General features: G+C 63.4%; 13 protein-coding genes and 2 pseudogenes. 7 read left to right on the forward strand and 8 right to left on the reverse strand.

Translation table 11 applies throughout. The features are described 5' to 3' along the window. The first annotated feature begins 91 nt into the window (after positions 1–91). From FBY20_RS03755 to FBY20_RS27905, 6 genes and pseudogenes are all read left to right on the forward strand, one after another. A complete protein-coding gene (locus tag FBY20_RS03755) occupies positions 92–1,381 on the forward strand; it encodes a hypothetical protein (RefSeq protein WP_142050127.1) in 1,290 nt (429 codons plus the stop codon). After that, on the forward strand, positions 1,356–1,682 hold the full coding sequence (locus FBY20_RS03760; protein WP_142050130.1) for a hypothetical protein: 327 nt from the start codon (positions 1,356–1,358) through the stop codon (positions 1,680–1,682). Before FBY20_RS03755 ends, FBY20_RS03760 begins: the two co-directional genes overlap by 26 nt. Before the next feature lie 496 nt (positions 1,683–2,178). Next, the gene (locus FBY20_RS03765; protein WP_142050133.1) at positions 2,179–2,685 is read left to right on the forward strand and encodes a hypothetical protein; all 507 of its coding nucleotides are present in this window, start codon (positions 2,179–2,181) and stop codon (positions 2,683–2,685) included. A 24-nt stretch (positions 2,686–2,709) separates the two neighbouring features. Then, positions 2,710–3,051, forward strand: coding sequence for an SOS response-associated peptidase family protein (locus FBY20_RS03770; protein WP_255452227.1), 342 nt, complete (start codon positions 2,710–2,712; stop codon positions 3,049–3,051). Positions 3,052–3,385: 334 nt separating this feature from the next. After that, positions 3,386–4,249 (forward strand): annotated as a pseudogene (locus FBY20_RS03775) (IS3 family transposase); the annotation flags it as partial. A gap of 249 nt (positions 4,250–4,498) precedes the next feature. Continuing rightward, positions 4,499–4,633 (forward strand): hypothetical protein, encoded by a 135-nt coding sequence (locus FBY20_RS27905; protein ID WP_255452228.1) that lies wholly within the window; start codon positions 4,499–4,501, stop codon positions 4,631–4,633. Positions 4,634–4,678: 45 nt separating this feature from the next. Here FBY20_RS27905 and FBY20_RS03780 read toward each other — a convergent pair whose 3' ends face one another. The 4 genes from FBY20_RS03780 to FBY20_RS03795 form a co-directional block, all read right to left on the reverse strand. Beyond that, positions 4,679–4,936 carry a hypothetical protein gene (locus FBY20_RS03780; protein ID WP_142050140.1) on the reverse strand — a complete coding sequence of 86 codons (258 nt, stop codon included), beginning with the start codon at positions 4,934–4,936 and terminating at the stop codon, positions 4,679–4,681. Between the two features lie 126 nt (positions 4,937–5,062). Continuing rightward, a complete protein-coding gene (locus tag FBY20_RS03785; RefSeq protein ID WP_255452229.1) occupies positions 5,063–7,525 on the reverse strand; it encodes a TonB-dependent siderophore receptor in 2,463 nt (820 codons plus the stop codon). Positions 7,526–7,831: 306 nt separating this feature from the next. Beyond that, the gene (locus FBY20_RS03790) at positions 7,832–8,842 is read right to left on the reverse strand and encodes a FecR domain-containing protein (RefSeq protein ID WP_142050146.1); all 1,011 of its coding nucleotides are present in this window, start codon (positions 8,840–8,842) and stop codon (positions 7,832–7,834) included. Positions 8,843–8,870: 28 nt separating this feature from the next. Further along, positions 8,871–9,458, reverse strand: a complete 588-nt coding sequence (locus FBY20_RS03795) for a sigma-70 family RNA polymerase sigma factor (protein ID WP_142050148.1) — start codon at positions 9,456–9,458, stop codon at positions 8,871–8,873. 216 nt (positions 9,459–9,674) lie between these two features. Here FBY20_RS03795 and FBY20_RS03800 point away from each other — a divergent pair. After that, positions 9,675–10,382: pseudogene (locus FBY20_RS03800) on the forward strand (acyl-CoA dehydrogenase family protein); the annotation flags it as partial. 11 nt (positions 10,383–10,393) lie between these two features. On the opposite strand, the gene FBY20_RS03805 reads toward FBY20_RS03800, so the two are convergent. From FBY20_RS03805 to FBY20_RS03820, 4 genes are all read right to left on the reverse strand, one after another. Continuing rightward, positions 10,394–11,317 carry a DUF4434 domain-containing protein gene (locus tag FBY20_RS03805; protein WP_370458362.1) on the reverse strand — a complete coding sequence of 308 codons (924 nt, stop codon included), beginning with the start codon at positions 11,315–11,317 and terminating at the stop codon, positions 10,394–10,396. An 81-nt stretch (positions 11,318–11,398) separates the two neighbouring features. Next, entirely contained in the window at positions 11,399–11,812 is a 414-nt protein-coding gene (locus tag FBY20_RS03810) for a YidB family protein (protein WP_056322216.1), read from the reverse strand. 128 nt (positions 11,813–11,940) lie between these two features. Beyond that, positions 11,941–13,206, reverse strand: coding sequence for a lytic murein transglycosylase (locus FBY20_RS03815; RefSeq protein ID WP_255452232.1), 1,266 nt, complete (start codon positions 13,204–13,206; stop codon positions 11,941–11,943). Beyond that, a complete protein-coding gene (locus tag FBY20_RS03820; RefSeq protein ID WP_142050154.1) occupies positions 13,203–13,919 on the reverse strand; it encodes an MOSC domain-containing protein in 717 nt (238 codons plus the stop codon). Before FBY20_RS03820 ends, FBY20_RS03815 begins: the two co-directional genes overlap by 4 nt. Positions 13,920–13,931 lie beyond the last annotated feature (12 nt).

The raw sequence follows: 13,931 nt of genomic DNA on the forward strand, positions 1-13,931 counted from the left end.
CGCCTCTCAGTCTATGAAAAGAATTCCGCTCGAACAGGCTCTAATGGCTCTGCGCCGCCGTCCCGCGTTGGACCTCCAGAAAAGAAAACGCATGATGGCGCAACGTCGTCGGCGTGGTCTGAGCGTAGAGAGCGGAGAGAGGCGAGATTTGTTCGGACCCAGGTCGAAGGTCATCGCCCTGCTGGCTCGGCACTCATCGAGGGCGCTGACCGCGCACAAGCGAAAAATTACCGTCAAGGTTCCGCCGGTATTGTCCATACTGGACGCCCCGGAAGACGCTGTAATACTGGCCTGCTCGTTCGCACGAGCATTGCACGAGGGCAAGGCGATTCGGACTATTACGTTCCACCATCAGCAATTGCGAAAGTACGACTTGGCGGCGAACGCTCTGCTGGACATCGTGGCGTCCGAATTTGAGGCTCAGTTCAAGATCAAGCGCAGCCGAGCACGATTGCGGTTCAACGGCTTTTTACCCACGGATGCGAGTGTTCAGCGCTTTATTCGCGCAATAGGCATCATCAAACACCTTGGGGTCGAGCATGAAGCGCCCAGCAAAGCTGAGGCTAGCCATCTTGAAGTTTTTGACTCTAGGCAAAAGCACTACTCCCCGAAGAAAAAGGGGACGGGGGCCGGCAAGGTCGACTCCACCGCGCGCCGATTCGTAGATCACATCAACAAGTGTCTCAACACAACGGGGCACGAACTTACCCCAGACGGCTTGAACAGCCTTACCGAGTACATCACTGAGATCCTCAACAATGCGGAGGAACATCCGGGATTTGTCGATTGGACACTACAGGGCTATTTGGATCAAAGCGCCCCCACACCGTGGTGCGAAATCGCGATCTTCAACTTTGGCCGATCAATTGCCGAATCCCTATTGCAATTGCCTAAGCCTTGCTACACCTGGGACCAGATAGGGCCCTACGTAGATATGCATAGCGGCAAGCGCCTGTTTAGCCCTGATTGGCGCGAGCAAGACCTGATCACAGTCGTCGCATTGCAACCTGACGTCAGTTCCAAGAATGAGACGGTGACGGACACCCGGGGGCAAGGTACGGTTGACCTCATCCAGTTTTTTCAAAGAGTGTACGAAGAATGCACTAGCGCAAAAAACTGCGCAGCGGAGATGGCAATTCTGTCCGGAAGCACCTATATTAGGTTTGATGGCACTCACAAATTGGCGTCGGACGCGCCTGGCGGTCGGCGAAAGATTGCGTTCAACGCGACCAACGACTTGAACGAACGGCCAGACTCGAGCTTTGTGCGGTCGCTAGGTAAGTTACATTTCCCGGGTACAATCATCAGCATCAGGTTTCCCCTAACCTCTGCAACCTTGGTCGGGGAGAGCGAGAATGGAACAAAAAGTGATGAAGATTGACTTAGCGAACTTCGAAGGCCCGGTGTACTCCGGGCGTGAGCGAGGTGAGACCATTCGCAAGCAGATCCGGTTGGATAAGGCGGATGCTGACGCGAGTCTGCTGGTGGATGTGGTCGTTCCGCACAACGCGTACAGCGTGACGAGCTCTTTCTTCCTAGGTTTGTTCGGGCCCAGCATTGTCAATGCAGGGTCCAGAGAGCATTTCTATCGTAAGTTTCGCTTTGCGGCGCAGCCGACTATCCTCAAGCGAATGGATTCGTTTGTGGTTCGCGCGCTTCAGCGAAAGGCTCTGTTTGGTTAGCCGACGGATCACACTGCAAGCTGAAGGCGGCCGCTCGGGAGCGGCCGCTCTTGCGTGCAGCTTCGTGTTGCTGACAGTCAGTTTGCTAACCTTTTCCATTGCGGAAGCAAGCCCTCCGAAGACACTATCAACGGTCGCAGAGTCATCGTCCGCGCAGGCTTCGCCCGACCGTAGTGTCGAATCTCCCCCCGCCGAGGCAGAACACAACTCCCCCTCCGCGCAACCCGCAGCTACACCGGGCACAACCTCAACACCGAGCCCGACGTCTAAAGCGGAAGCCGGACGATCTCTAGAGACGGTTTCCACCGAGACCGAGAGCGCAAAAGGGGATACGGTAGCTGACTCCTCTGAGCCTCTCCAATCATTCGATCGAACATCCCGTTCCGTCGCCAATGAACCACCAGTGGACAGCCCAACGCGCCTTCCCGCCGCGTCCCTGAGTGATCTTGGTCGCACGACTCCCTTCAAAGTGGAGATGGTGCCTGCGGAGTCGTTCTTGGAGAAGCAAGGCGTCGCGATGCTGGCCTTGCTCGCATCTCTTGCCGGCTTCTGGTTCACGTGGTTCATGACATCGCGCTCTCGTAAACAATCCATCCACGACGAATTTTGGATGCGACAGGTGACGTATCCACGGATCGTAGAGCCGATCATTCAGTACATGGCGCAGGTCACGCAGCAATTGCCCAGCGAGGCGACCTTGGAAGAAGCATCTGCCGATGCGGATTCATTTGGCCAGGATTTTGCAGCAGAAGTCGAGGGTCTGAGGTCATCCCTGGTACTGCTCAAGGCAACGATGAGTGAGCATGTTGCCGGACAGGTCTATGACACGATGGGCACCGCGTTAGACGACATTGAAGATGCAGTGACCCGCTACTGTTTTCTGCATTCCGAACCGATATCCGAGTATCCCCCACCGCTTACTCACACATCCACTCTTCAAGCAATTCAGGCGGGCATGGGCAAGTTGGTCGGTGCATTAAGAGACTTTCAGCAAAAAGCCTGAACCATCACTTTCGCCGAGGGCAGCATGTGCAGCCACTACCAGACGCTGAAAGACGCCGAACTGCTGCTAAAGAAGTTCGGCGTGACCCGGCCGGGTGTTCTAGGCAAATACGACATGTGGCCGCGGTACCAGGGCATCTTCGTGCGTCGGCCGCCAGAGCATGACGCCGGCGACGAGGCCGTACCCGGCATCGAAGCCGTCACGGGTCGGTGGGGCCTGATATCTGGTTCCACCCGCCCAGACGCGCTGGCCGGCGCGGAGAAGCTGTCCACCTTCAACGCCCGCGACGACCGTGTCGCCAACGCCTTCACCTTCCGCAACGCCTTCCACAGCCAGGCAACGCCCAGCCGGGCGTGGCGACTATAACCCCGGCTTCGAGCAACTAGACGTTTTTTAAGACCCGTCGCGCCCCTGAAGACAACCGGCAAACACGGCGTTTTTGAATTCCGCGATTGCATCATCTTGGTCTTCTAGCGACTTGCCATCTCCGTAAGAGTGGCGATCGACCTTCCCCAATAGCCCCCTGTCTCGGCTGCAACCGTCATGACTTCTGACATAGCAGCCCCCTCTTGGCGCAACGTCATCACTTTGCCTGCCATGTCCTCAAGATCCTTGGAGTTACCAGGGTTCAGTGGACAAGAGTAGTATCTGAACCGATTGGGGATGATCCATGTCTGCGAACAAGACGCCAAGCAAAGTAAGGCGAGCATACAAGTTCATTGAAGCCCATAGCGACGAGTACAGCATTTCGGCTATGTGCCGGGTTCTTGGCGTGGCGCGTGCTGGCTACTACGCTTGGCTAAGTGATCCAATTTCTGATCGGACGCAGGAGGACGTTCGGCTTCTCCGTTTGATTCGTGCCTCTTTCACGGCGAGCCATGGCATCTACGGCGCTCCCCGCGTCTTGCAAGACTTGCGAGAACGCGGAGAGACGTGCAGTAAGCATCGAGTGGCTCGACTCATGAGAGAGAACGGCTTGCGGGCGTTGCATGGTTATCGCACAAGACATATTCCGGCACCCAAGCCATCACCACTGATCCCCAACCTGTTGCAGCGGAAATTTACCGTTTCGAAGCCCAACGAGGCCTGGGTGACAGACATCACCTACATTCGAACGTGGCAAGGATGGCTTTACTTGGCCGTAGTTATGGATCTTTTTTCCAGAAAGGTCATTGGTTGGGCCACAAAGCCAACGATCCATCGAGAATTAGTCTTAGACGCTGTGATCAAAGCCGTACGACATCGACGTCCTCGGGGCACGCTGATCCATTCAGACCAAGGCACTCAGTATGGCAGTGATGCTTGGCGGCGCTTTTGCAAGGTCAATCACCTTGAGCCGAGCATGAGTAGGCGGGGAAACTGTTGGGACAACGCTGTAGCCGAGTCCTTCTTTAGCAGCCTGAAGAAGGAACACATCAAAAGGCATATCTACTCTGATCGAGATGCTGCCCGAGTGAGCTTGGCGGAGTACATTGATGATTTCTACAATTCCGTGCGACGGCACAGCTACCTCGGCGGAGTTAGTCCGAATGAATTCGAAGCTGCACATAGCAAGCGGAAATAGGCTGTCCACTGAACCCTGGTAACTCCACCTTGCAGTGTTCTAGCGCTTCCTTACTTGGCTTCCCAAGAGCCACGCCGGATTTTGCTAAGACCACAAGCGAAAGCGCAGCGACCAAAAAAAACTTAGATCGATTCAAGCGGAAACCCTCCTATTGAACGGCTAAGTGTAGCCATCCAAACCGCTGAAAAGCGGGTTTCGGCCAGCGTGGCGAGTCAGCGCTTGCCGAAACCCATCAGCTAGGAATCCAACTTGAACAAAGAACGCCGCAAGCAGCTTGACGCCCTGCGCCAGTGCATCGAAAACCTCAAGTCTGAAGCTGAAAGCCTTAAAGACGATCTGGAACGTCAGCTGAAACCAAAAATCCTCAAGGATGCAGATCCTTGAGGATTTTTTTCGTCTGAGCCTGGCGGGCCCGCCGGCATTGCGGCGTCACTGCCGGTTGATCCAGTCTTGCGCGCCCTCGATGAACCACGGCAGATTCAAGCGTTCGCCCTCGCCGGACTGGATGGTCAGGCGCTGGCCGGACGGGTTGGAATCTGCCCCTGCCGGGGAATCCAACGGCCGGCTGCGGTAGTCCACGTTGCTGCGCGGTTGCTGCGGCGTGTCGGCGCAGGCTGCGAGGGATGCGAGGGCTGCGAGGGCTGCTCCGGCAAGGAGCAGCCGCAGCGCTGCGTGATGTGTCTTCATGGTGTGCGGGTTCCTGCTGGCGGCACAGGCCGGTGTGCCGGGCAATAAGGCCTTCCCCGTACCTTACTCGCATTGGGCTGCCCGCGTCAGCCCGCCCCCATCCGGCGGCCGAGTCGGCTCCCCGCGTCAGAACTGGTACTTCACTGTCAGCATGGCGTGGCGCGTGGGCGCGTAGATGCCGGTGTAGAACGTGGAGTCCAGACCCTGCAGGTATTTCTTGTCGAACACGTTGTTCAGGTTCAGCGTGGCCGAGACCTGGCGGTTGAAGTCGTAGCGCGCCATCAGGTTGGCGACGGCGTAGGCCGGCTGCTCGCCCTTGAGGGTCACGCCGGGCAGGGACCAGGTGGTGGCGCTGTAGTAGATGCGGCTTTGCCAGTTGACGCCGCCGCCCACGGTCAGGCGATGCCATGCGCCGGGCAGACGGTAGGTGGTCCACAGCTTGGCCATGTGGCGCGGGAAGATGGTGCGGATGGTTTCGCCCGCGCCGTCCTGGGTGATGCTGTAGCTGTAGCTCAACGCCGCCTGCCAACCGGGGGCCAGTTCGCCGTTGAGCTCGACATCCAGGCCAGACGTCTTGGCGCCGCTGACGGCGCGATAGGCCGGCTCTCGCACCGTGCCGGGCACGAACTGGCCTTCGTCCACTTCGGCCAGGTTGTCCTGGCGGATCTGGTAGAGCGCGATGGCGCTGGTCAAGCGGCCGCCGAAGTAGTCGCTCTTCAAGCCGATTTCGTAGTTGTCGCCGGTGCGCGGGTCCAGCACGTTGCCGTCGCGGTCGCGGGCGCTTTGTGGCTTGAAGATGCTGGTGTAGCTGGCGTAGACGGAATGCTGGTCGTTCAGGTCGTAGACGAGGCCGGCGTAAGGCGTGACGACGCCGCTTTCGCTCATCTCTGTGATCTTGTTGTTGCGCGCCCACTCGGGCGACGTATAGATCTGCGAGAGTTTGTAGCGGTAGTTGCTGACACGCGCCCCCAGGATGACGGCCAGATCATCCGTGGGCTTCAGGCGCAGCGCGGAGTAGACGCCTTGCTGCTTTTGCCAGCCGTCGTAGTCCATGAGCTTCTGGCCAGACACGTTCGGCTTCGGCGTGTCGTTGCCCCAGTCGTAGATGTTGACGGCACGGCCTTCGATGTCGTCATCGGCTGGCTGGTGATAGTTCTTGAACTGCGCCCAATTCATCCCCACGACGAACTCGTGCTGCCGCCCCCACAACTCGAATGGTCCGGCTGCCTGCACGTCGAAGCCGGTCTGGCGCTGGCGGGCGCTGCCCAGGCCGCCATAGAACAGCACGCCGTCGCCCGTGTTGCGCTCGACGAAACCCCAACTAGCGTCGGCCGACGAGAACTCGCGTTTACCGTGCAGGTAGTTGCCCGAGAACTTGAGCTTCCAGTCATTGGCGAACTTGTGCTCGAGATTGAGAAAGGCGTTGTAGACCTTGAGTTCGTCGGTGTTCCAGCGTGCACCCGCGTTGTCGGATGCCTTGAAATCGGTCTGCTGGCCGTCGCTGTAAAAGAGCGGGAGACCAGACGACGACTGTCCGCGCGGATCGTTGTTCTGGTAGTCGACCCCCGCCGTGAGCAGCGTGTCGGGCGTCAGGTCGGCTTCCATCACGCCGTAGAAGACCGTCTTGTTTTCCTTGTAGTAGTCGATATGGGTGTTGCCTTGCTCGTGCGCGGCAACGAAGCGGCCGCGCAACGTACCGGCCTCGTTGATGGGGCCGCCCACGTCCAGCTCGCCGCGGCCGCGGCCCCAGGTGCCGGCGCCCGCGCTGACGTAGCCCTGGAATTCACGCGTGGGCTTCTTGCGGATGAGGTTGACGGTGCCCGAAGGATCGCCTGCGCCGGTCAGCAGGCCGGTTGCACCGCGCAGGACTTCGACCCGGTCGTAGATGGCCAGGTCTGTCTGGCTCTGCGGGATGTTCTGCGACACGATGTCGGTGGCGGTCAGGACGCCATCGAACTGGTAGTTGTCGATGTTGTAGCCTCGCGAGAGGATCGAGAACCGGCCGGTGCCGATGTTTTGCACCGAGATGCCGGCGGTGCGATCAAGCAGCGCCTCGATGCTGTCGACGCCCTCGTCCTCGATGCGCTGGCGCGTCATCACGCTGATGGTTTGCGGCGTCTCGCGCTGCGTGAGCGGCAGGCCGGTGGCAAAGGACAAGGGTCCGGTCATTGCGTAGCTGTGCGACCCCTCCGTCGCGCCGACGCCGTCGGCCTGCACCGTGACGGGCGCCAGCGTCGCCACGCCGCTGCCCGGCGCCGCGCGATGCAGCACATAGCTGCCGCCTTGCGCGGGTGAAGCCGCCAGACCGGTGCCGGCCAGCAAGGCGTTCAGAGCAGCCTGAGGGGTCAGGTCGCCCGACACGCCGGGGCTGTGGCGGCCTTGCGCGAGCTCGCCAGCGCCGGCAACCAGCACGCCCGATTCACTGGCGAAGCGCGCGAGCACCGTGCCCAGCGGGCCGGCGGGAATGTCATAGTGCCGCGACGCGAGCGCGGAGGCCGGCGCAGGCGGTTGAACGATCGCGGTCTGCGCGGCGGCGTCGGGCGCCCACCCGGCCAGGACCGCCACGCCGCCCGCAATCGCCAGTTGCACGAGGCACGCCGGGCGGGTCAGGCGAAAGCCGCCTGCGAGGCGGGGAAGCGACAGGGGCGGCCAAACGGCGGCGGGGACTGAATGACGGGGCATGACGAACTTAGGTTCCGATGAGGTTTATCGACGAGCCGTGCGATTGAATTCGCTCTCATTAGGGGAATCGAACGAGAACCTCAAAAGCGGAACCGGGCGGGAGAAGTTTTTTGCAATGCGGGGGCGGGAGCCGCTGCAATGGCGGCCGCAGGGTTGAGCCAAACGTTGGCCGCCACGGGTGCGAAGGTGCGCCTCGGCAGCGCGGGGTTCACGTCAGCGGCCGGTGGGCGGGCCGCTTCTTGGCTGAATGCTGATCCACCACGGCAAGGTGCGCTGGACGCGGATCGGGAGAACCGCTTCCAGCATGGTCAGCGCCCGATCGGGGTCGGTGGCGGGATAGCTGCCAATGACTGGCAGATGCGCGATCTCTGGCGCGACGCGTATTACGCCGCCGCGATAGCGCTGCAATTCGCTGGCGACATCGGAGAGCGGCGTGTCGTTGGTCACCAGAATGCCGCGCGCCCAGGCTTCGCGAGCGGGATCGGCCGATTGCGTGGCGGCGAGCATTGCATCCGTGAAACGCGTCTGCTCGCCTGTCTGGACGACGCGGGTGCTGCCGGTGGCGGCAGTGCGGGCTTGGACGGCGCCCTTGAAGACGGCGACCAGGGTCTCGTCGCCTTCCAGCCGGACCGTGAAGCGGGTGCCAAGGGCACGGACGCGTCCTTGTGGCGTATCGACGACAAATGGCCGCGCGGGGTCGGCGGCGGTCTGTATCAAGATTTCACCGGTCAACAGGTGCAGACGGCGCAGGCCTGCGCGGTAATCCTCGTCGAATGCGCTGCCGGTACTTAGCCAGACCACCGATCCGTCGGCCAGCTCAATGCGGCGGACCTCGCCGGACGGGCTGCGGTAATCCGCAGTCCAGGCCAGCACCGCGCCCGGCAAGGGCGTGAGGCGCCAGGCCGCCAGCCCGGACAAGCCCGTGCCGGCCAGCGCAGCCAGACCCAGCAGCATCTGGCGGCGCCGCGCCATGCGGCTATTGGCGGCACAGAAGCCCTTGGCGGCCGAGTCCCGGCTGGGACTGGTCTGGACGGGCTGGAAATGGCTGCTGATGCGCTCGACGTAGCGCCACGCGGTCCGGTTTTCCTGCGCGCGATCGAGCCAGGTCTGCCAGCCCCGGCGCTCGTCGGCCGTGGCCTCGCCGGAGCGCAGCAACGCAAACCATTCTGCGGCCTGCTCCAGCGCCTGATGCGAGGGTTCGGCCGGCGGCAGCAAGCCGTTCATGCCGGCCCTCTTGCTGATTCCGAGCGCCTCATGCCGGACCGGTTCCCACGGACGCCGCCGGACGCGCCGGCGCATCGGCCACCGCGGACCGCGCTTCCAGCATCAGGCAGTGCAGCATCGCCTGGGCGACGTACTTGCGCACCATGCGGGTGGACACGCCCAGCTCCAGCGCCACTTCCTTATCCGACATTTCGCAGGCGACCGCCATGACGAACGCATTGGCGGCTTTGACCGGCATGCTGCGCAGCATGCCGTCGATTTCCAGCAGCGCCTGGATCAAGATGACCTGATGTTCGGCCGATGGCGCCAGGGCTTCGGGCCGCGCGGCCAGCTCTTGCAGCCACATTTGCTCGATCTGGCGGCGGCGCCACAGGTCGACGCACATGCCGTTGGCCATGGCGCGCAGATAGGCGCGGGCTTCGGGCGCGCTATCGAAGCGGCGGGGTTTCTGGATCAGCCGCACGAAGGCGTCGTGCGCCAGGTCCGCCGCATCGCACGAATCGCCCAGGCGGCGGCGCAGCCACCCATGCAGCCATCCGTGATGGTGGGAGTAAAGGGATTCGATCTGGGAAGACGGCGTGTCGCTGGCCACGGCGGTAGAAGGACCTCGAGCCATCCTGGGACGCCCGGAAATCTAAATAAGAATTAATCGTGATTATCCTTGCAACCGCCCCCTTTTGCAACGCAACCTCTCCGTCCGCATGAAACGGCGCCGTGGACGCGGGCGTTCATAACGGAATTTTATTGTTTCATGCTTTATCTTGCCGGCAGAAACGACCGCCCGGGTTTCGACCCCAAATTTTGGAGGAAGTGTCTCCCGCTCCTGCGGCGCGATGGCGACCACTTCGTACTCAATGGGCAAAAGACCTTCATCACCAATGGCGTGAACGCGGGCCTGGCCATCGTGCTGGCCAGCACCGATCCGGACCTGGGCGCGCGCGGGCTGTCGCTCTTCTGTGTAGCGGAAAACCTGCCCGGCTTTACGAAGGGCCGGCCGCTGCACAAGATCGGCCAGCACAGCCAGGACACCTGCGAGCTCTTTTTCAACGACGCGCGCGTACCGGCCGATTGCCTGCTGGGTCCGCTCAACCAGGCGTTCGAGATCATGACGCGCGAACTGGCGCGCGAACGCCTGGCCATTGCGCTACGCGCCGCGGCCTCGCAGGAAGGGATGCTGGACGAAGCCGCGCAATACACGCGCGATCGCAAGGTGTTTGGCCGCCGCGTGATCGACTACCAGAACACGCGCTTCAAGCTGGCGAACGCACGCGCGCAGAGCGTCATGCTGCGCGTGTTTCTGGACGATTGCCTGGCGCGCATGATGGAAGGCGAGCTGGACGCCACGACGGCGGCCATCGCCAAGCTCAATGCGACCGAGATGCAGGGCAGCATCCTGGACGACCTGCTGCAGCTGTACGGCGGGTATGGCTACATGGCGGAATACGGCATCGGCCGCGCCTGGGCCGATGCACGCGCGCTGCGCATCTTCGGGGGCACGAGCGAGGTCATGCTGGAAATCATCGGCCGCAGCTTCAATTGACGCGGCGCGCGTCAGACGCGCGCGTCCATCCAGGCCTGCATCAAGGCGTGCGCCTCAGGCGTATCGCCGATCACCCACGGGTCCAGCGCGAAAGCCACGATGCGCTTGGCGCCATAGCCGCGCGCCACTTCCCATTGCTCGTACACCCGGGGAAAGTCGGCCGGACGGGCCTTGAACGTCGAACCGTCAGTCGCGCCTGACGGCAGTTCCTCGAAGAGCTCCAGGATCAGGTCGAACGACGCACGGCGTTCCAGCAGCATGTCGTGCAGCGGCGCCAGCGCGCGCAGGTTGTCCATCCCCGCCACCCCCACGCCATCCTGGATCATGGGATGGATACCCACGTGGTCCAGAATGCGGCTCCACAGTGTCGCCAGCGACCCGTTGCCCGGCAGCCGGCTGAAATAGGTGGAGATGCAGGGCACGTTGCCGCTGGTCTCCTGCGCCGCGCGCGACAGCGCGTCCAGCCACGGCATCAGCAGCGACTGGCGCTCGGCGGACGCCCAGTTGTACTGTTCCAGCTCATACGGCAGATACCATCCGCGGAAGGCGCGGCGCTGGTTCCAGCCGGATTCGCGCATGTACGCGATGCCGCGCTCGCGCGTCTGGTCCAGGAAGGCGGCCAGCGCGGGGGTGTCGGCGCGGGCCAGCACGTCCCACCAGCGCTGGTCGTACGGCAGGCCGACGTGGATGCCCAGGCCCTGGTGCGCGGCTTCGTCGAACAGCGTGTCCAGCAGCGCGCCGGGCGCCATCCAGTCGTCTGGCCGCCCGCCTTCCAGGCCGGTCCATTGCAGGAAGATCTCGCGGCTGCCCAGCCGGCGGAAACTGCGCAGCCGCAGCCGCCAGTCGTCAGCCGTCAGGTCCGCGTGGCTGCGCCAGAGCTGCAGGAACGTGGCATTTACGGAAACCGGCGGCGAGCATGCCGCCAAGGGCGCCAGCGCGCCGAGGGCCAGCGCCTGAAACAGGCGCCGGCGCAGGGGGGACTTGAGCTGCGGATGTTCCAGAAGACTGCCCTGCCCTTATCCGCGGTTGCCGAAGATGCCCGAAAGCGAACCCAGCAGATCGGCCGGGTTGAAGGATTGGCCGGGTTGCACCGCGCCGTCAGGCGTGGCCTTGTCGACCAGTTGCGGCAGCAGGGCCGACAGGGAATCCAGCACGGCGCTCTCGTCTTGCCCCGTCTTGGCGGCCAGTTCGTTCACGACGCCGGGATCCAGCACGGCGCCGAGCTGGCTCGGGCTGACGGGCAGGTTCTGGCCCGTGCCCACCCATGACGCCACGACTTCGCCCAGTCCGCCCTTCTGGAAGCTGGCGATCAGCCCGGTCAGGCCGCCGGGGTACTTGTTCAGTTGTTCGATCAGCGCGGGCAGCAGCGAGGCCGATCCGCCTTGCTGACCGCCGCCGGCCATCGAGGCCAAAGTGTCCAATAGGCTCATTGCCGCGCTCCTGAAAAAGTCGGGAAATCAGTATAGGCCCATGAAAAGCGCGGTGTGCGTCAATGCTGTTGCCGCCGGCGACGACTTTGCAAAAGTTGTAAATCGCGCGCGTGGCCACGCGATCCGGTTCACCCTTTGGCCGGGGCCGCCGATGCCCGCAGCGCCTTCAACGCCTTCTGGCCCGCGCGCCCGTCCGGCGGCAGTCCCAGTTCGCGCTGGGCGGCCTGCAAGGCCTGGCGCGTACGGGCGCCGATCATGCCGTCGGGTTCGCCCAGGTCGTAACCCCGGGCGATCAAGAGGCGCTGCAGCTCGCGCCGCTCGGCGCGCGACAGGCCAGGATCGTCCGTCGGCCAGGCCTGCAACAGCGGACCGCCGCCCCGCAAACGGTCTGACAGATGCGCGATCGCCAGCGCGTAGCTTTCGGCCGCGTTGTACGAATACAAGGCGTCGAAATTGCGCGTGACGAGAAACGCCGGGCCGTTGCGGCCGGCCGGCAGCAGCAGCCCGGCCGGGGTGTCGCCCGCCGGCAACGCCTGCCCGTCGGCGCGCGTCACGCCCTGTCTGGCCCACGCGGACATCGGGCGTTTGTTCTTGCGGCCTGCCCCGGACGTATCCAGCCCGGCCGGCAGCTTGACCTCATAGCCCCAGACCAGCCCCGGATTCCAGCCCGCGCGCTTGAGGAAATTGGCCGTCGAGCCCAGCGCATCCGGCACGCTGTCGACCAGATCCCGGCGGCCATCGCCGTCAAAGTCCACCGCCAACCGCAGGTAGGTGGACGGCATGAACTGGGTCTGGCCGAAGGCGCCCGCCCAGGATCCGACAAGACGCTCGGGCGCGATGTGCTCGTCCTGGATGATCTTCAGCGTGGCAAAGAACTCGCCGCGGAAATACGCCTGCCGCCGGCCGTAGCACGACAGCGTGGACAGCGAGGTCAGCAACGGCCGGCCGCCCAGCGTGCGGCCGAAATTGCTTTCCACGCCCCACACCGCGGCGATGGTGGCCGGGTCCACGCCATAGCGCACCGAGGCCCGGTCCAGCTCGGCCTGCCACCGTGCCATGCCGGCCTGCCCGTCGGCCACGCGCTCGTCGTCCACCAGACCCGCCATGTAGTCCCAGATGGGCGTCTTGAATTCCGGCTGCGCGTCCAGCAGATCGATCACCGCCATGTCGGGCACAAGCTGGGCGGTATGCGTGTCGAACGTCGCGCCCGAGACGCCGGCCTTCAAGGCGGGCGCCCGCAGTGTCGACAGGCAGGCGGCAAAGGAGTCGGCGGCCAGCGCCGCAGGCGCGGGCAGGATCAGCGCGGCGGTCGTTACCGCGGCGGTCGTCACCGCGGCGGTCGTCACTGCGGCGGTCGTCACCGCGGCGCGGGCGCCGCTCAACAGGGATTTCATGCTTGGGATTCCTTGGGAGGTGCGATCGCGGCATCGCCTTGCAGGCGCCGCGTCCAGTCTTCGACTTCACCGGCACGAGCGCGCTTTTCAAACAGCGCACGCCAGTTGGGCGACAGTTCGGGCAGCGCGGCAAGCGCGTGCAGCACGCCGGGATCGAGCACCCGGCGGTTCAGGATGTCCTGCACGCGCGCCAGCGTCCATTGCGGATGCAGCCGCTCCGCAAGCGTGAGGGTGTCGCCAGCGGACAGCCAGCCCGTCTGCAGCACGCGGTAATACCAGCCCGTCATGCCGCTGGCCTGAACCTGCGCGGCCATGCCCTTGTGCTGAAACCGGTGATCCAGTTTCCAGCATGGCTGGCGGGCCTGCGACACCTGGATCAGCGCCGTGCCCGCGCGATAGATGTCGCCCACGCATACGTCGCTTTCGGTCAGGCCGGTCGTGGAAAGATTTTCGCCGAAGGCGCCGGGCGCACGCAGCACGGCGCGTTCGCCCAGCGCCTGGCGCCATGCGGGATAGTGGTCGCGCGCATAGTGATGCAACGCCTTTTCCGGGCCGCCATGAAAGCGCCGGTCCGCCTGTTCGTCCCCGTCCAGCCCTTCCAGGCCCAGCCAGCGCCGTTCGGCAACCGGCTGCTTGTCGATGCCGCTGTCGCGCCCCGAGTCGCCCAGCGGCCGCACCGCGCCCGTCAGCAGGGCGTCGATCGTGATGTTCATTTTTCCGTCTTC

It is taken from the genome of Achromobacter sp. SLBN-14 (assembly GCF_006715415.1).
Lineage (GTDB): Bacteria > Pseudomonadota > Gammaproteobacteria > Burkholderiales > Burkholderiaceae_B > Achromobacter > Achromobacter mucicolens.

Coding starts and splice junctions, on each gene's coding strand:
- FBY20_RS03755 (WP_142050127.1), top strand. CDS start 92: ATGATGGCGCAACGTCGTCGGCGTGGTCTGAGCGTAGAGAGCGGAGAG.
- FBY20_RS03760 (WP_142050130.1), top strand. CDS start 1,356: ATGGAACAAAAAGTGATGAAGATTGACTTAGCGAACTTCGAAGGCCCG.
- FBY20_RS03770 (WP_255452227.1), top strand. CDS start 2,710: ATGTGCAGCCACTACCAGACGCTGAAAGACGCCGAACTGCTGCTAAAG.
- FBY20_RS03780 (WP_142050140.1), bottom strand. CDS start 4,936: ATGAAGACACATCACGCAGCGCTGCGGCTGCTCCTTGCCGGAGCAGCC.
- FBY20_RS03790 (WP_142050146.1), bottom strand. CDS start 8,842: ATGAACGGCTTGCTGCCGCCGGCCGAACCCTCGCATCAGGCGCTGGAG.
- FBY20_RS03795 (WP_142050148.1), bottom strand. CDS start 9,458: ATGGCTCGAGGTCCTTCTACCGCCGTGGCCAGCGACACGCCGTCTTCC.
- FBY20_RS03810 (WP_056322216.1), bottom strand. CDS start 11,812: ATGAGCCTATTGGACACTTTGGCCTCGATGGCCGGCGGCGGTCAGCAA.
- FBY20_RS03815 (WP_255452232.1), bottom strand. CDS start 13,206: ATGAAATCCCTGTTGAGCGGCGCCCGCGCCGCGGTGACGACCGCCGCA.
- FBY20_RS03820 (WP_142050154.1), bottom strand. CDS start 13,919: ATGAACATCACGATCGACGCCCTGCTGACGGGCGCGGTGCGGCCGCTG.